16 protein-coding genes are annotated in these 16,817 nt (G+C 41.1%); 1 reads left to right on the top strand and 15 read right to left on the bottom strand.

From position 1 onward, the window contains the following. Positions 1-38: 38 nt before the first annotated feature. Positions 39-662: a TetR/AcrR family transcriptional regulator gene (locus HMPREF2984_RS05365; protein ID WP_003028592.1), complete on the top strand. Its 624-nt coding sequence runs from the start codon at positions 39-41 to the stop codon at positions 660-662. Between the two features lie 274 nt (positions 663-936). On the opposite strand, the gene HMPREF2984_RS05360 is transcribed toward HMPREF2984_RS05365, so the two are convergent. From HMPREF2984_RS05360 to HMPREF2984_RS05290, 15 genes are all read right to left on the bottom strand, one after another. Then, positions 937-2,511 carry an ABC1 kinase family protein gene (locus tag HMPREF2984_RS05360; protein WP_049533266.1) on the bottom strand — a complete coding sequence of 525 codons (1,575 nt, stop codon included), beginning with the start codon at positions 2,509-2,511 and terminating at the stop codon, positions 937-939. 108 nt (positions 2,512-2,619) lie between these two features. Beyond that, on the bottom strand, positions 2,620-2,898 hold the full coding sequence (locus HMPREF2984_RS05355; protein ID WP_003040899.1) for a phasin family protein: 279 nt from the start codon (positions 2,896-2,898) through the stop codon (positions 2,620-2,622). A gap of 92 nt (positions 2,899-2,990) precedes the next feature. Next, positions 2,991-4,331: an Nramp family divalent metal transporter gene (locus HMPREF2984_RS05350; protein ID WP_180363933.1), complete on the bottom strand. Its 1,341-nt coding sequence runs from the start codon at positions 4,329-4,331 to the stop codon at positions 2,991-2,993. 94 nt (positions 4,332-4,425) lie between these two features. Continuing rightward, a complete protein-coding gene (locus HMPREF2984_RS05345) occupies positions 4,426-4,788 on the bottom strand; it encodes a DUF1304 domain-containing protein (protein ID WP_049517221.1) in 363 nt (120 codons plus the stop codon). A gap of 12 nt (positions 4,789-4,800) precedes the next feature. Beyond that, positions 4,801-5,235, bottom strand: coding sequence for a MarR family winged helix-turn-helix transcriptional regulator (locus tag HMPREF2984_RS05340; protein ID WP_070670712.1), 435 nt, complete (start codon positions 5,233-5,235; stop codon positions 4,801-4,803). A gap of 92 nt (positions 5,236-5,327) precedes the next feature. Next, positions 5,328-5,939 (bottom strand): HAD-IA family hydrolase, encoded by a 612-nt coding sequence (locus HMPREF2984_RS05335; RefSeq protein WP_003028584.1) that lies wholly within the window; start codon positions 5,937-5,939, stop codon positions 5,328-5,330. Then, positions 5,936-7,213: an MATE family efflux transporter gene (locus HMPREF2984_RS05330; protein ID WP_070670711.1), complete on the bottom strand. Its 1,278-nt coding sequence runs from the start codon at positions 7,211-7,213 to the stop codon at positions 5,936-5,938. Before HMPREF2984_RS05330 ends, HMPREF2984_RS05335 begins: the two co-directional genes overlap by 4 nt. 130 nt (positions 7,214-7,343) lie before the next feature. Next, positions 7,344-8,828, bottom strand: coding sequence for a threonine synthase (gene thrC / locus HMPREF2984_RS05325; RefSeq protein WP_070670709.1), 1,485 nt, complete (start codon positions 8,826-8,828; stop codon positions 7,344-7,346). A 278-nt stretch (positions 8,829-9,106) separates the two neighbouring features. Next, on the bottom strand, positions 9,107-9,742 hold the full coding sequence (locus tag HMPREF2984_RS05320; protein ID WP_003027272.1) for a TetR/AcrR family transcriptional regulator: 636 nt from the start codon (positions 9,740-9,742) through the stop codon (positions 9,107-9,109). 25 nt (positions 9,743-9,767) lie between these two features. Continuing rightward, positions 9,768-10,952, bottom strand: a complete 1,185-nt coding sequence (locus tag HMPREF2984_RS05315; RefSeq protein ID WP_070670707.1) for an ABC transporter permease — start codon at positions 10,950-10,952, stop codon at positions 9,768-9,770. After that, positions 10,952-11,671: an ABC transporter ATP-binding protein gene (locus tag HMPREF2984_RS05310; RefSeq protein ID WP_070670705.1), complete on the bottom strand. Its 720-nt coding sequence runs from the start codon at positions 11,669-11,671 to the stop codon at positions 10,952-10,954. The genes HMPREF2984_RS05315 and HMPREF2984_RS05310 overlap by 1 nt, the downstream gene beginning before the upstream one ends. A 541-nt stretch (positions 11,672-12,212) precedes the next feature. Next, positions 12,213-12,836, bottom strand: a complete 624-nt coding sequence (locus HMPREF2984_RS05305; protein WP_070670703.1) for a V-type ATP synthase subunit D — start codon at positions 12,834-12,836, stop codon at positions 12,213-12,215. A 13-nt stretch (positions 12,837-12,849) separates the two neighbouring features. Then, the gene (locus HMPREF2984_RS05300; protein ID WP_070670700.1) at positions 12,850-14,241 is read right to left on the bottom strand and encodes a V-type ATP synthase subunit B; all 1,392 of its coding nucleotides are present in this window, start codon (positions 14,239-14,241) and stop codon (positions 12,850-12,852) included. Continuing rightward, a complete protein-coding gene (locus HMPREF2984_RS05295) occupies positions 14,228-16,018 on the bottom strand; it encodes a V-type ATP synthase subunit A (protein WP_070670698.1) in 1,791 nt (596 codons plus the stop codon). The genes HMPREF2984_RS05300 and HMPREF2984_RS05295 overlap by 14 nt, the downstream gene beginning before the upstream one ends. Before the next feature lie 103 nt (positions 16,019-16,121). Beyond that, positions 16,122-16,817: a GNAT family N-acetyltransferase gene (locus HMPREF2984_RS05290; RefSeq protein ID WP_070670696.1), complete on the bottom strand. Its 696-nt coding sequence runs from the start codon at positions 16,815-16,817 to the stop codon at positions 16,122-16,124.

The raw sequence follows: 16,817 nt of genomic DNA, 5'->3' as shown, positions 1-16,817 counted from the left end.
TATTTTTTACATTAAAATATGTATAAGGAGAGAGTAAGATGGTACTTAATACAAGAGAGAAGATTTTAGAAGCTTTTTTTGAACTTGCAATGGAAAATCCTCAGAAATCGCATTTTTCTTTAGCAGAAATTGCGCAAAAAGCAGGAATCTCAAGACAAGCGATTTACAAACGCCATTTTAATGGAAATTATGAAATTCTAGATTATATTCATAAAGAGCTTGATGCTGAATTTCAACTGATTTTTCAAGGTTATGATAAGAAAGTTTATCCTGATCCTTTTGTCTTTTTTGCAGAAGTGGTTATTCCTATCTTATACACCCACCGAAGGCAAATCAGTTGTCTCTTTAAGACAGCAGCAGATCCCTATTGGAGAGATTTTTTAAGAAATACGTATGGTCAATGGATTGAGCAGCACATTACGATTGATTATCAAAAATTAAACATTCCAAAAGAAAAGGCATCGCAGGTTCTTGTTGGAGGTATTCTCATCTTTATTGAAATTTGGATTACCCAACCTGAACCCACACCGCCTGAGCAGTTTTCCGAGACTTTTTTAAATTTGATTCATTTCCCTTTAACGGACTATGTTCGTTTCAAGCAAGCTTCCTCTAATGACAAACTAATCGTTACAAATAGTTTGGAAGATAAAGAAAAGGAGTGAGACCGAACTAATATTGAAAATTCTTAGTTCACAGTCTCACTCCACAGCTCTTTCGAGCTTGAAAAATGAATGAAGAAGTACTTTGCTTCGCAAGTTGTAGTTGATTTAGTAGACAAAGAGCTTTGAAACCAGAGAACTGTTGTTCAGCCTCAAACAAAATAATTCAACTTTCAAGATGCTAATGTCTAATTTCTAATATGCTATTTTAAGATTGTAGGAACGAGATAAGTTGTGATTTTCAAAAATTCAACTTGTCGCGCTCTTTTTTGTCTTCTCATCTTGTGGAGCGAATGATGAGATAGAGTAACCACAGCAATACCATTGTCGCTAAGACAAAAAGAAATTTTGCTAAGAATAGCGTATATGGATTGAGGGTTAAAATTCCACCTGTCAGTAATAAAGCTAGGAAGATAAGGCTTAGTACAAGACGATTGGCTACGGATTCGATACGACGAAAACGTTGATTGTAGTCAATTAAGTCATGATTGACGACCAAGCGACCATTCACAATCTGCTCCACTAGCTGATGAAGCCGTCTTGGGATACTTTTCCCATGTCGCAGCAAGTAGAGCAGTTCGATTAAGAAAGAATCGTAACTCAAAGTCTGGTGCAAGATGTCTGATTTCATATTTTCGAGGAAATATTGCTTGGCTAAAGTCATCAGATTGATGTTAGGAGCTAACTCGCGGAAAAGTCCCTCAATTTGCAAGGCTGCTTTTTCTAAGATCGTCATCTGGGATGGTACTTGCAAATGATGACGCGTACAAATCGTTACTACATCCTCAAACATATCTGTAATAGACAAGGAGCCTAACTCTAAATTCCCGTATTTGGTTAGCATGCGTTCAACATCTTGCTCTAATTGCAATTTATTGATTGGTTCACTAGCAGTCGTAATGGTCAGAATGGCTTGTGTCATCGAGTCAATATCCTGTGTCGTAAAACTAGACAACATGTCGTTTAGAGACACACGAAAACCCGTTTCCAATTCCCCCATAATCCCAAAATCAATAAAATAAATCTTTCCTTCATAGATCAAAAGATTGCCGGGGTGTGGATCACCATGAAAGAAACCGTCTTTAAAGACTTGTTTGATAAAGCTCAGCATGAGCTTCTGACCAATATCTTCCAAGTCATAGCCAGCCTCTTGTAAAAAAGCATATTGATTGATACGGACACCAGGAATGTATTCTTCTACAATCAAGTGCGGAGTGGTAAAGTCTGGATAGACTTTTGGCACACCAACACAAGGAATCTCTTGATTGTAGCGGGCAAATTCATCCATGTACTTAGCTTCGTTGCGAAAGTCAATTTCGTTCAGCAATGTTGTCTGCAACTGTTGCAAAATCTTTGGCAAATCCACCATGGGCAGCAAATGTTTGGGAAAATGACGGGCTAAACGAACCAGAAGAGCAAGGTCTTCTGTAATTTGCTCTTGAATGTGCGGACGCTGAATTTTCAGTACGACTTCATCGCCATTTAACAAAACAGCACGATGAGTTTGTGCCACGGAAGCACTTGCTAAATGTTCCTGCGAGACGTCTAAAAAAAGTTGCTCAATTGGACGCTTTAATTCGTCCTCAATCGCAGCCATAACCGTCTCTTTGCCCAAAGGATTGACATCATCTTGCAGCTTACTTAATTCCTTGATATAGATTTCTGGCAATAAGTCACTACGGGTAGATAAAATTTGACCAATTTTTACAAAACTGGGTCCTAGTTGTTCAAAAGCTTCTCGCAATTGCTTGGGAGCTTTTTTCTCGTCCAACGGTTTTTTTCGATCTTTCAGATTGGACCAGCCAACTGCACTAAAGGCTGTTAGAATCTCTCGTAAGCGCTTGTTTGCCATAAGGTTATCTCCATCCTTTTTGTTATCATCATTTTTTCTTTCAAATCCTATTTTTAGTTTAGCAAAAAACGCAGCCTTTATAAAGTTGTGACTGCGTTATCAGGAAGATTATTCTTCTGTTTTTGAAAGTCCTTTGAGTAGCTGATCTAGTTTATCTTCTAGTCGTTCAATATCTTGCTTGGTGGCATATACATCATCTGATTGCTCCTCTGGACTTTCAGCCGTTTTTTCATTTACTTTGCGCTTTAGCTCTGACTGAAGCTGCTTGCCTTCATCCACCGTCAAGCGACCTTTGGCAATCAATTCTTTGACAAATTCGGTAGCTTTATCATAAGTCATGGAAGTCAATCCAATCCCTGCCAGCAAAACTTTTTTCAATTCGTCCATCTTGACACCTCCGTATATGAGAATCTTTCCACTTTCATTATAGCGCTTTTAAGCTATTTATTCTAGAGAAAATTGAACTGATAGACAAATTTTTAAAAAAGATCAACCACAAGTTTTACATTCAAAATAGTTAATAAAATAGAAACGGCATAAGCTAAGTAGGTATTCCATTTGCTGTTGACAAATTCGCCCATGAGCTTTTTATTAGAGGTGAAATATACGAGTGGAAAGATTGAAAATGGCAAAGCGACAGAAAGAAAGACTTGGGAATAGACCAAAAGATTGTCTAGCACTTGTTCTTTGTCTCCGTATAAAATAGCAACAATCACAACTGGCAAAAGAGCTAATAAGCGGGTTACCAAGCGGAGAAACCACGGTGGTAACTTCATGTTTAAGAAACCTTCCATCACAATTTGTCCCGTTAAGGTTCCTGTAATAGTTGAGTTTTGACCACTCGCTAACAAAGCCACTGCAAAGAGCGTTGAGAGGATAGGACTAGCAATAGCACCAGCAATTTGAGGGTCTTTTAAGGCATTGTACATTGCAGAAAAAGCACCAATTTTATCCGCATGTCCAAAGAATAATGCTGCCCCTAAAATCAACAGCAAAGAATTAACCACAAAAGCCAAACTCAATTGAATATTCGAGTCCCACATCATAAATCGTACTGCTTCATGCACGGATTGTTTGGCTCTGTAATTAACTTTTCGCGTTTGCGCGATAGAAGAGTGCAAATACAGATTGTGTGGCATGACCGTTGCCCCCACAATGCCTAGTGCTAAGGTCAAAACGGACGTTCCATTTTTACTAGCCGTATGTTGATAAGCTGCCAGATTTGGCAAATATCCTGATAAAATATGATGAAGATCGGGCTTGGCAAGGATCACCAGATATAAGAAAATCAATAAAATAGTTAAAATCAGCGTTCCAACAATTGCTTCAATCTTACGAAAGCCTAATTTCATCAAAAAAAGCAACAGAAAAACATCAAAGACTGTAATCAGAATCGAAAATAGCAAAGACCAGCCAAATAGTAAATGAAGCGCAATCCCTGCACCGATGACTTCTGCCAAGTCCGTTGCCATTAAAGCCAACTCTGTAATAACCCAAAGGAGATAGCGAACTGGCTTTGACGTATGAGCCGCAATGGCTTGTGCCAAATCCATCCTTGTGACAATTCCTAATTTTCCCGCCATTTGTTGTAACTGCATAGCCATTACAGAAGAAACCAAGACAGCTGATAAGAGCAAATAACGATAGGTGGCACCACCTACAACACTTGTAATCCAATTTCCCGGATCCATATAACCAACGGCAACCAACATTCCCGGCCCTGAAAAAGCTAATAAAGTACGAAAGAAACCAGCGTTTTTAGGCGTTGCAATGCTTTGGTTAACTTCACTTAAGGAAACCTTTTTGTCTGACATTTCTATCATTCTTTCTATTGTAGAATATTTCTACTATATATTATAGCACAAACTATTAACGATGGTTAATTTATATTTTTATAATGGTTAATATTTGGTGCTATTTAAACAATAAAATGCTTAGAATAGCTAAAATCGCAGGTCCGCCTTGAGTCAAGATGATTTTCTTGTTAGCTGTGGCTGCACCATACGCTGCAACCCCGATAACAAACAAAACAAAAACGGTCACAATTTCTAAATTATGTGAAATATACAAGCCATATAGTAGGAAAAGAGCTAAAAAGGCATTGTAAACCCCTTGATTTTTAAACAAGGAAGTAACGGACGGGCGAGATAATTCTTCCTTTGTCATATTAAAGACTCGGCTGGTGCTGTCTGACTGGGTAGCGATACTTTCTAGATAAAAGATATAGAGGTGTTCCAGTGCGACAAGTGTAGCTAATATAGTAGTAATGAGTGACATAATTTTTTCTTTCTAATGTTTTTCCACGGTAATCTGATCTAAGCCAGATACAAGTTTTTCTAATAAAGTGCTCAGCGTCCTTTTCTCATCATTCGAGAGAACTTTTTCCATTTGCTTTTTAACATCTACATGATAACTCGGTGGATCATGCAAAAGCTGCCCTTTTGCATGATCTGTTACATCCACTAAGACTTCTCGTTGATTTTTGGGATTGCGGCTCCGTTGAACATAACCGCGCTCTTCTAAAAGTTTGAAATGCCGAGTTAAAGCCGCAGGATCGATTTTTAAGACCTCTTGCACAGCAACTTGACTGCATGGAGCATTGTCCAATAAAAAATCCAGTATCTCGTACCGCGTTAAGCTAATTTCTAATTTTTGCTCAAAGAGTTGCGTGATAGCTTGATCGGTTAAATGCAATTGGTACAGCAGGTGATGAATGGCAACCATATTTTCTCCTTTCCGGTTTTGATTGACTAGTCAATTATTGATAAGTCAATTATAAAACACAATAAAAAGAAAAGCAAATATTTTGCCTTTCTTTAACGGATTATCTGTTTAATCTCTAGTAAATAGTCGATTTTGTGATTAATGTTTGGTCGATCATCGCAGAAATTGATTGATTGAATACCACTGTTAAAGGCAACATCTACATCCAACGTCCGATCGCCGATATAGTAAGTGCTTGTCTTATCCAGCTGGTATTTCTCTACAAGGTAGTTCACACCTTCTGGGTCAGGTTTTCTTGCGAATCCATTTGCAGTAGTCACAATTTCTGTGAAATAATCCAAAATCTCTAAATCCGCCAAAATTTGGTAAGCATTTTTCCCTTTATGAGTATAGACAAACTGCTGAATATCTGCTTTCTGCGCCCAATCAAGAATCGCTTTCGCACCTTTCATAAGACGAACTTGAGCATTTTTCTCTTGCAAACTTTGACCTCGAAAACAGTTCATCTCTTCAGCATCTAAACCTTTTTCTGCTGCAACTTTTTCCAGTAGTTTCTGAACAGAATGCTGCAAGATATAAGCATGGATAGCTGGTCTGTCAAAATCTAAGCCATAGTACATATAGGTTTCCTCAAGCCCTGCCAAAATCGCATCATAAGAGTCCAGCAAGGTTCCGTCCAAATCCCAAATAAAAGCTTTTGTCATGTTATTTTCCTCATTTTCCGTTGATAGATGATTTGTAAAAAGATCCAGCGAAAGCCATTGTCCAAAAGAGTGGCGCTCCAAACTCCGGACAAGCCCAATCCCAGAGTTACTCCCAGAAAATAGCCCGCTACAATGCGAATCAACCACATACCAACAGTCGTGGCATAAAAAGGTAACTTGGCATTTCCCAATCCTTGCCAAACAGCTGTGTAAATGACTGTTCCTGCTGTCATAGGCACACCCAAAAGTGAAAAAAGAATGACCGACAAGCTAGCTGTCACAGCGCTGCTGTCCTTTGTATAAAGATGTGTTAGTGGTTGACCCAGCGCAAAAATAAGTAAAGCCACCGGTAACATGAGCCCTAGAGATAGCCAGTAGGTCTGCTTCGTCAGCTTCCTAACTGTCTGAAAATCTACCTGTCCCACCGCGTGAGCCACCAACATAACCGTTGCGGTAGCGACTCCAAAGCCCGGCATATAGTTGAACTGTGTCAGAACCTCTCCAATAGCATTTCCCGCGACGGCATCTGTCCCGAACTTAACGATAATGGCAATAATTACCACGTCCCCAGCGCGCATCATCAGCCGCTCTCCAGCAGCTGGCAGAGATAAACGCAACAGTTCCCAGTCCACCTTCCAACTCCAAGGTGCTAGAGGCAGAGACAATTCTTTCCATAAAATCAAAACGCCCACCAGACGAGCTAAAATGGTGCCCAGCGCCACCCCAACAATTCCCATGTGGAAAATAAAAATCGCAAGACTGGAAAAAAGGACATTGAGCAGATTGCTTAAAAAACTGATATACATGGGCAGTCGAGGGTTGCTAGTTGCCCGAATCAAGGAGCCTAGCGTAGTCGTCAGACCCAAAAGGAGAATCGTTCCCCCGATTAAAGCTAGATAAAGACCGCCTGCATTGGCGACGGCAGGCTCCGTTCCCAGCCAAGCTAATATCTGGCGTCCAAAAACAAGAGAGAGGAGCCCCAGAAAGACACTCAAAATCAGAGTTAATTTAATGGCTTCGTTAGTGTGATAAGCTAGATTGTCTCGATCTCCTTCTCCCAAACTTTTAGAAATGAGACTAGATACCGCTGCTCCCAGCGCAATAAAAATGGCTTGGTAAATGCTGATGATATTGCCCGCAACGGAAACCCCTGAAATAGCCACGAGACCGAGACTCGCTACTAAATACGAATCCACCATTCCCATTAACATTTGCAGAAAATTTTCTGCCATAGCTGGTAAAGCGATGTTTAAAATCTTTTTGTAATTGGTCATCTATTAAAAACTCCTAAGATTGATTATACACTTTTCTGCACCAAGCTTACAACATCTTAACCACATAGATACTTTTGCAAAATAAAAACACCCAGTTGGCTGACCAGCTGAGCGTTGATAATACCTTTAATTAAAGCCCTAGATAACTCTCTACTGCTGCCTGCATCTGGTCAGCGGCAACAGTCGTTTTATGGCGAATTTGTGCGGTTTCTAGGTTAGAAACTGCAGAAGGCACCGCAATTCCTGAAATCTCATGAAGTTTTGTTAAGGCTTCAAAATCACTAAGTCCTGTCTGTCCCGTCACAGCTTCAACTGCCACTACTGGGAATTTGTAAGGACTGGCGGTGGAAGCAATAACAGTCGTAGTCTCATCACCTGCAGCTGTCCGGTATTTTTGATAAACAGCTGAGGCGACTGCTGTGTGCGGATCTTCAATGTAATCAGACGCTTCATAAACTCGTTTGATTTCAGCTGCTGTCTCAACTTCGGTGGCATATTCTGCCGCAAAGAGTTCTAAAATAGCTGGGGCAAAATCAGTCAACTCATACTGACCATGCTGATTGAGAGACTTCATCAAATCCGCTGTCTTTTCTGCACTATTTCCTAACAGGTGGAAAATCAAACGCTCTAAGTTTGAAGAAACTAAAATATCCATAGACGGACTAGATGTTACCTTAAAGCTGCGCTTTTTGTCATAAACATGTGTCTTAAAGAAATCTGTTAGGACATTATTTTCATTAGAAGCACAAATCAACTTGCCCACCGGAAGACCGATTTGTTTAGCATAATAGGCTGCTAAGATATTACCAAAATTGCCCGTCGGAACTGTGAAATTAATTTTATCACCAGCTACGATCTGACCAGTCTTAACCAGCTGTGCATAAGCATAGACATAGTAAACAATCTGTGGCACCAAGCGCCCGATATTCATGGAGTTAGCAGAAGAAAATTGCAACTTGTGCGCTGCCAGCCGCTCACGAAGAGCCGCGTCATTAAACATACGTTTAACATTGGTCTGGGCGTCATCAAAATTACCCTCAATCGCTACCACGTGAGTATTGTTCCCGGTCTGAGTGGTCATCTGCAACTCCTGAACCTTGCTGACACCGTTTTTAGGATAAAAGACGATAATTTCTGTTCCCGGAACATCCGCAAAGCCTGCCATAGCTGCTTTTCCGGTATCACCAGAAGTCGCCGTCAAAATGACGATTTTATTTTTCAAGTCATGCTTTTTCGCTGCTGTTGTCATCAAATGCGGGAGAATAGACAAGGCCATATCCTTAAAAGCAATCGTAGCACCATGGAAAAGCTCCAAATTGTATTGCCCATTCAGTTTCACCAAGGGAACAATCTCTGGCGTGTCAAACTTGCTGTCATAGGCATTGTTAATGCAGTCATCCAGCTCTTGATCTGTAAAGTCATCTAAAAAAGCAGATAAAATCAATTTTGCAACTTCTTGATAGGAAGCGTCTTTGAGTTTGGCAAAATCCAATTCTACCTGCGGATAAGAAATCGGCGTAAAGAGACCACCGTCCGTTGCTAACCCCTGCAAAATAGCCTGACTGGCTGTCACCGTATTGTTTGCATCACGCGTTGATTGATAAACTAAAGTCATGAATTTCCGTCCCTTTCGTGTAGTCTGCTCTATTATAACATGATTTATCAGAAAATTCTCGCATTTTTATGGAAAAAGTGAGAGAGTGGAGTTGGAGATTCTCAGTGTTTATATAGCTACCTCGAAAAGTTTTTTGACACTTTGAACTTTTATACTATGCCATTGTAGACATGACACTGATTAGATTGTCTCTATTTCCTACAGTGGACGCTTTGAGCTTGTCCTACTTCAATAAAGACTATGCCTCTCTGATTTTTGAGTCATAGTCTTGTAGCGTTTTATTTCAATGTCAAAAGAGACAGGATTTGTTTTTCAATAAGGATTAAATCATCAGCTTGCGATAGTGTTGGTATATTTAAAATAAAACGCTGTGCGAAATAAGCAAAAAGCAAACCAGCATTCGTTCTGATAACATCCATACCGCTGAGATTAGAATTGATTTGAGGGTTTTTGCTTTTTAATAATTGCCAATAGTCAGTAAAGTCAGTCAAGATCGACATTTGAATGTTAACTAATAGCGCTTCTCGTAATTCTGTATTGACCAAACATTCTTGCACAAGAATTTTAATGAGTTCTGCATTTTGAGCTAAAAAGTGAAAACGATCTTGAACAATGAAATGAACAGTCTCTTCCAAACGATGGTAGTTCTTAAGCCGCGGGAAAAAATCTTTCTTCAACTCAGGAATCATAGGCTGCATAATTTCTGATAATAATTCACTTTTAGTTTTAAAATATTTAAAGATGGTAGCCTGACTAACCCCAGCTTTTTCAGCGATCTGAGCAGTAGAGGTTCCATTATAGCCTTGTTGAGAAAAAAGTTCAATGGCAGCAACTAATGTTTTCTTTTTTCCAGCTGGCATTTGATGATGCTCTAACCATTCTTTGTAGTTATGTAAAATATTACTGTTGTTCATAGTTACCTCACTTTTGTCTATTTTATTATACCTTGCGATAACGTTTAAGTCCAACAATATTGAGAACGGTTAAGATAGACAAGAAAATTAGGAGGGCAAATAAGTCAGATTCTAGGTTAAGGATACTAGTCCCTTGTAAAACAATTTCTGATAACGCATGTCCAGCATAATAAAGAGGGAGGAATTTTCCTATAGATTGGATCCAGTTTGCCATGGAATCTAAAGGAATAATACCTGAGAAAAATACTTGCGGAACAATAATGATAGGAATGAATTGCATCATTTGAAACTCAGATTGCGCTAAAGTGGATAATAATAATCCAAAAGATAAAGCAACCAAGGCAAATAAAATATTGACTAAAATAACATCTATCATGCTTCCTAATACTTTTAGTTTTAACAGCCAAACTGTTGACAACACAATAATAGTTGTCTGTAAGGCTGCAACAGCGCCATAAGAAAGAATGTAACCAAAGACAATATCTGAACGTTTGACTGGGGTTGCTAAAAGACGATCAAGTGTTCCTGTTGTTCGTTCCTTAAGCAAGGTCATACCTGAAATGAGGAAAACAAAGAAGAAGACGAAAAAGCCCATCAAGATTGGGACCATCTTAGTAAAAAAGGTGGTATCTTTATTGCCGTAAATATAATCTTCAGAAATATCAAATGTCGTTTGTTGAATATTAGTTTGTTTGGTTTGATTAAGGTTAGCTTCACTCATATTAGACTGGCTATTATTTTGATATTGGTCTGGCAATCTATTCGCTTGAGCTGCTTTTGCACTCGCTTGTTGTTGTGCCTTTTTGAGATTTTGAAGCAATTCCTGTATTTGCACTTGTTTTAGAGTGCTTTTAACAGCCTGCCGCGTTAGCGCGGTTTTGCTAGTATCGGTATTAGCATAGGTGAGCTTATATTTTTCTTTGCCTTTATAAACTAGTACGGCATCTGCCTTTTTGTCTTTTAAAGCCTTTTTAGCCGCATATTCTGTTTTATAGCCTTTAGTACTGATGTGTTTAACACCATCTAATGACTTTTTAACAGCATTTGAAACATTTACGGAAGCTATTTGAACATTCGTATCGGTACTGGCAGAAAAAGCAATATTCATGATCCACATGATGAATATTGGAGCCAAAAACAAAAGTGCCAGAGACCGTTTGTCACGTAATAATTCTGTCAATACCTTTTTTGAAATCGCGAAAATTCTCATCATAATTCTCCTTCTGCCTTTAAGAAAACATCTTCGATGGAATTGACTTGATAGCTTGATTTTAAATTAGCAGGACTATCAAAAGCCATTATTCTACCATCTAGCAATAATCCAACTTTATCTGTTAATTCAGCTTCATCCATGACATGTGTTGTCACTAGGATACCAACGCCGTTTTTTTTGAGTTGACGCAGTTCTCGCCAAACTTGACGACGCAGTGCGGGGTCTATCCCAACAGTCGGTTCATCTAGGATGAGGAGGCGAGGATTGCCCAAAAGAGCAATTGCCAAAGAAAGTCGACGCTTCATTCCACCGGAATAGCCCGCAACAGTTTTATCGAGGTGTTCAGATAAATCAACAACCTGAACAGCGTGGTGAATAGCTTGAGAAAGTTCTGTTTTCGTCAGCCCTTTCATTTTTCCAAAAAATTCCAGATTTTCTGCCCCAGATAGACTTTCGTAAAGGGCATCGGATTGTGCCATGTAGCCGATATCTCCTAAAACTCGCCGGTTAGGCATCTGATGATTGAGAACCAGCGCCTTCCCTTCGTTGGCTTTTTCCATTCCGAGCATAGTCTTTATCATCGTTGATTTTCCAGCACCAGACGGTCCAATTAAACCAACAATTTCCCCTGCTTCTAGATGGAAACTAACATGATTAAGAACAACCTGACTGCCAAAATTTTTTATCAGGTTTTGTAAATCCAATAATTTTTCCATAAAAAACCTCTTTCTAATAGATGAGTGATTACTCACTATCTCTACAATTCCCATTGTAGTAAGTAATCACTCACTTATCAAGTGGAAACTTCTTAGCTTTTAAAATAAATATTGCTAAAAGCGTGAATCTTATTAACAGGTAATGAAAAATCAAAGAGCCGAATTGTCAGTAACAGTAAGTATGACAAAATGAAGTTAACAATGTGTGATTTTAATTTTCTTCAAGTATAAAAATAGGAAAAGCTGTCGTTATTACAGAGAAATTTAAGAGAATTTTGGATGATTGTGCAGAATTAGGCAGGCTGAAGCCAACGACACATCATGAGTTTTTCAAAGAATACTAATAGATGACCACAGAAAAAAGCTGCTTCTTTTTCAATCAACAAAAGAGACGATAAATTCATCACATTTATCGTCTCTTTTGTTATTATTTTATTTCCAATTTGTCAGCGCAAAAGCCGACTGGCTGAAAACTTTGCAGAACTCTCTTTGTAAATTGTTTTACAGCCTATTTTCAGTATTTTTTAATGCCCTCACATTTTTATTTCACTTTCATTACTCTCACTAGACTAGCGCGTTCGGCCTCTTCTAGCTTCATCTCGATATAATGAATGGTCTCTGTGAGATCTGGAATGGTTGCATACTCTAAGCCATTGACCCGACGGCGGGTCTTTTCAATCTCATCTGCCATCAGCTGGCAGCTCTTTTCAATCTCTGCTAAGCGCAGGAGGTCGGGCAATAGGTTGCCCATATCCTCAATCGTCTCATCCATTTGGCTGTTAGATGCCACATAGCTATAAACTACATCTCCCTCGTCATCACCATAAGGATTGTCAATATGAGCATGCATTTTTGGCACCTGCACACTCATGATATTTTCCTGTTCGATATGAAGATTGACTTCTCGCATAGGAACAGCAAAAATTTCCTCCACCATGAGGTCGCTTTCTAAAGCTTTTGCCAATACAAAATCCTGCATGTGACCAACCAGAGCTGCTTCAACCTTTTTGCGGAGGCGGTTGTTTTCGCGAACAGCCTCAATGAAACGACGCATCAATTCATCCCGTTTATCCTTGAGGAGTTTGTGACCGCGAGTAGCTGTTTTCAGTCGCTCTTTTAGATTGTTCAGCTCCATTCGGGTTGGTTTGACATTTAAACGAGCCATTCAGATCACCTCCCTAGGCTTGCTGCTTGCTTTCTGGCAAATATTGGTCAATCATGTCGTCCTTGATCCGCTTAAGTTCTGTCCGTGGCAAAATAGACAACAATTCCCAGCCTAAATCCAAACTTTCTTCAATCGTCCGATTGGTATAAAAACCTTGATTGATATATTCTTTTTCAAATCGCTCGGTAAATTGAACATAGAGCTTGTCGGTGTCAGATAGTGCGGATTCTCCCAGTACAACCGCTAATTCTTTGGCTTGTTTGCCTTGTGCATAAGCCGCAAAGAGCTGATTCATGGTTGCTGCATGGTCTCCCCGAGTCTTTCCTTCGCCAGAGCCCTTGTCTTTGAGGCGCGAAAGAGACGGCAGTACGTTAATCGGTGGACGATAACCGCTGTTGTAAAGGTCACGCGACAGGATAATCTGACCCTCAGTAATGTAACCAGTCAAATCAGGAATGGGATGAGTGATATCATCCTCAGGCATAGTGAGGATAGGAATCTGCGTCACCGAGCCTTTCTTCCCCACCAAGCGCCCTGCTCGTTCATAAAGAGTGGAAAGATTAGTATAGAGATAACCTGGATAACCTCGACGCCCCGGCACTTCTCGGCGAGCTGCAGATACTTCACGCAAGGCCTCGCAGTAATTGGTCATATCTGTCATGATGACGAGAACGTGCATGTCTTTTTCATAAGCCAAATATTCAGCGGCAGTCAGGGCAATCCGCGGTGTCGCAATCCGCTCAATAGCAGGATCATTGGCTAGGTTGATGAAGAGGATAGAGCGATCAATAGCTCCCGTCTCTCGCAAATCATTCATGAAAAATTCGGCTTCTTCAAAGGTAATCCCCATAGCCGCAAAAACCACCGCAAAATTTTCTTCTGAATTGAGCACCGTAGCTTGACGAGCAATCTGGGCAGCCAATTCCTTGTGAGGCAGACCTGAACCAGAGAAAACTGGCAATTTTTGTCCTCGAACTAAAGTATTGAGGTGATCAATAGCTGAAATCCCCGTCTGGATAAACTCATCGGGATAATCTCGTGCGACTGGATTGATGGCTTGACCGTCAATATCCAAGTATTTCTCAGGCAGAATATCTGGACCCCCGTCAATTGGTTTGCCCATACCGTTGAAAATCCGTCCTACCATATCTTCTGACACTGGCAATTCAAGCGGTCTGCCGGTAAAACGAACCTTGGCTTTTTCTAGATTGATACCGCTGGATCCTTCAAATAGCTGCACCATCGCCTTATCTTCCTGCACTTCCAAAACCTGCCCCTGACGCTTGGTTCCGTCATGGAGCTGGATTTCCACCAATTCATTAAAATGCACGCCTTCTACTTGCTCTACAATCATCAAAGGACCAACAACTTCACTAACAGTACGGTATTCTTTAATCACGTTCATTGTCTGCTCCTCCTTGTGCAAGAATCTCATGCAAGTTTTCTCGAATAGCAGCATCTAAATTACAAATTGCATCCAGCTGCTCTTCTGGGATAAATTTAGAGCGAGCAATCCGATCGCGCAGCTCCACAGTACCGTTCATGATTTCGGTAAAGTAGGCACCTAAATTCAAGACACGATTGGCTTCCTCATCAAATGTTAAAATATTAGTGAGCAGAGATACTTGTTTTTTAAAGGAAGTGTAGGTGTCAACCTCATCAAAAGCATTTTGTTGCAGGTAATCCTCACGAATCATTTTAGCTGTATTCATGGTGAGACGATCCTTTTCAGACAGAGAGTCCAGACCGACCAGCCGCACGATTTCCTGTAGCTCACTCTCTTTTTGGAGAATGTTCATCGCCTTGGTCACTTTTTCCGACCAAGCCAACTGCTCATGCTGATTGATATATTGACCTACCTCGTCTAGATAAAGCGAGTAAGAGCTAAGCCAGTTAATCGCAGGAAAATGACGACGTTGTGCCAACTGAGCGTCCAAGCCCCAGAAAACTTTGACAATCCGTAGAGTATTTTGCGTGACTGGCTCAGAAATATCTCCACCCGGAGGGGAAACAGCGCCGATTGCGGTAATGCTTCCCTCACGCTCGTCACTCCCTAAGGTTTTAACCCGACCCGCTCGTTCGTAATATTCAGCAATACGGCTGCCCAGATAGGCTGGATAGCCTTCGTCGCCCGGCATTTCTTCCAAACGCCCTGACATTTCACGAAGTGCTTCTGCCCAACGCGAAGTCGAATCCGCCATGATAGCGACAGAATACCCCATATCTCGGAAGTATTCAGCAATGGTAATGCCTGTGTAGATAGAAGCCTCACGCGCCGCAACTGGCATATTAGACGTATTGGCAATCAGAACAGTTCGCTGCATGATAGACTGACCAGTCGTTGGATCAATTAACTCTGGAAATTCATTGAGCACATCGGTCATTTCATTGCCCCGCTCACCGCAACCCACATAAATCACGATATCCACATTGGCAAATTTAGCGACCTGGTGCTGAACAACGGTCTTGCCTGCTCCAAAAGGACCTGGAACAGCAGCCGCACCGCCCTTGGTCACGGGGAAAAAGGTATCAATCACTCGTTGGCCCGTCACCAAAGGCTCCTCTGGAATCAGCTTTTGAGCAAAGGGACGACCTCGGCGAACCGGCCACTTCTGCATAAGGCTGCCGACAAAGACGGAGCCGTCTGCCTGTTCAATCTCATAGGCAGGCTGATTGACAGTATAGCTCCCCGCTTCTATCTTAGTCACACGACCGCTGACACCAATCGGCACTAGAATGCGGTGAGCTACTAATGTGGTTTCTTGAACCGTTCCCAGAATATCTCCAGCGGTCACCTCTGTTCCAATCTCCAGACAAGGCACAAAGTCCCACTTGGTCTCACGATTCAGTTGAGGCAACTGCACTCCGCGCACCAGAAAATCACTCTGCGTCACCGCTTGAAAGCGTGCCAAAGGCCGCTGAATTCCGTCAAACATTTGCGAAATCAGCCCCGGTCCCAACTCAACCGATAACGGACTCCCTGTTGTTTCTACTGGTTCTCCTGGCCCAAGACCAGAGGTTTCTTCATACACCTGAATGGAGGCCTCATCTCGACGCATCTCAATGATTTCCCCAATCAAGCCCAAATTGCCCACACGACAAATATCCTGAATATTCGCTTCCTGCATCCCAGAGGCTACTACCAAAGGACCAGAAACTTTTATAATCTTTCCTTGACCCACAATCTTCCTCCATTCTTGGGAGATTTTTGCTTATTTTCTATCCTTGCCGTGAGCTTGAAACCCTTCTTAGCTATCTCTACAGCAAAAATTGATACTTCTTATTTTAAAAATCAGATAAGGATTTTATTTGTTGCCCATTTTCATCAAAATTATCTGGGCTTAGCCATTTTTCTAAACGAATTTTGACCGCTGGCCAGTCCTTGTCAATCATGGCTAGCCAATCAGTATCTCGGTTACGCCCTTTATAAACAACTGCCTGACGAAAAGTGCCCTCGTAGATAAAACCAAGCCTTTCTGCTGCGTATCTTGAAGGTTGATTGAGTGCATCGCATTTCCACTCATAGCGGCGATACTCCAGCTCCTCAAAAACGTAACGTGCCAACAGATATTGGGCTTCTGTCGCCAGTCTGGTTCGTTTCAATTGGGGCGAATAGGTCACAGAGCCCACCTCAATGACACGGCTACCACGATTAATTCTCATTAGAGCAAAAGTACCCAATGCCTTGCCACTCTCCTTGTCTACAATGGCATAGTGGAATCGATCCTGAGCTGCCAGCATCTGATCTAGCAAGGCCGACCATTCTTCCTGACTTTGAACAGGATTTTGAAAGAGATACGTCCACATATCAGCAGGAGAATCCGGACCATAGACTTCATACAAATCCGACCCATGTTTGTCCTTGGACAGACATTCAACGATAACATATTGTCCTTCTAGTCGCTCCAGATTGGGCAAATCTCCCGATTTGAAATTCGGTAGGGCATCTCCAATGGGCTGGCCTAATTCATTCATTTTCAT

Origin of the sequence: Streptococcus sp. HMSC066E07, from assembly GCF_001814695.1 — a bacterium.
In the GTDB taxonomy this organism is placed as follows: Bacteria; Bacillota; Bacilli; order Lactobacillales; family Streptococcaceae; genus Streptococcus; species Streptococcus hominis.
Note: the sequence above shows the minus strand (reverse complement) of the source record. Positions and strands in the feature narration are given on the sequence as shown.

Excerpts from the sequence above, each read along its gene's own strand:
- HMPREF2984_RS05365 (WP_003028592.1), top strand. The coding sequence starts at position 39 with ATGGTACTTAATACAAGAGAGAAGATTTTAGAAGCTTTTTTTGAACTT.
- HMPREF2984_RS05360 (WP_049533266.1), bottom strand. The coding sequence starts at position 2,511 with ATGGCAAACAAGCGCTTACGAGAGATTCTAACAGCCTTTAGTGCAGTT.
- HMPREF2984_RS05355 (WP_003040899.1), bottom strand. The coding sequence starts at position 2,898 with ATGGACGAATTGAAAAAAGTTTTGCTGGCAGGGATTGGATTGACTTCC.
- HMPREF2984_RS05345 (WP_049517221.1), bottom strand. The coding sequence starts at position 4,788 with ATGTCACTCATTACTACTATATTAGCTACACTTGTCGCACTGGAACAC.
- HMPREF2984_RS05340 (WP_070670712.1), bottom strand. The coding sequence starts at position 5,235 with ATGGTTGCCATTCATCACCTGCTGTACCAATTGCATTTAACCGATCAA.
- HMPREF2984_RS05335 (WP_003028584.1), bottom strand. The coding sequence starts at position 5,939 with ATGACAAAAGCTTTTATTTGGGATTTGGACGGAACCTTGCTGGACTCT.
- HMPREF2984_RS05330 (WP_070670711.1), bottom strand. The coding sequence starts at position 7,213 with ATGACCAATTACAAAAAGATTTTAAACATCGCTTTACCAGCTATGGCA.
- thrC (WP_070670709.1), bottom strand. The coding sequence starts at position 8,828 with ATGACTTTAGTTTATCAATCAACGCGTGATGCAAACAATACGGTGACA.
- HMPREF2984_RS05320 (WP_003027272.1), bottom strand. The coding sequence starts at position 9,742 with ATGAACAACAGTAATATTTTACATAACTACAAAGAATGGTTAGAGCAT.
- HMPREF2984_RS05315 (WP_070670707.1), bottom strand. The coding sequence starts at position 10,952 with ATGAGAATTTTCGCGATTTCAAAAAAGGTATTGACAGAATTATTACGT.
- HMPREF2984_RS05310 (WP_070670705.1), bottom strand. The coding sequence starts at position 11,671 with ATGGAAAAATTATTGGATTTACAAAACCTGATAAAAAATTTTGGCAGT.
- HMPREF2984_RS05305 (WP_070670703.1), bottom strand. The coding sequence starts at position 12,836 with ATGGCTCGTTTAAATGTCAAACCAACCCGAATGGAGCTGAACAATCTA.
- HMPREF2984_RS05300 (WP_070670700.1), bottom strand. The coding sequence starts at position 14,241 with ATGAACGTGATTAAAGAATACCGTACTGTTAGTGAAGTTGTTGGTCCT.
- HMPREF2984_RS05290 (WP_070670696.1), bottom strand. The coding sequence starts at position 16,817 with ATGAAAATGAATGAATTAGGCCAGCCCATTGGAGATGCCCTACCGAAT.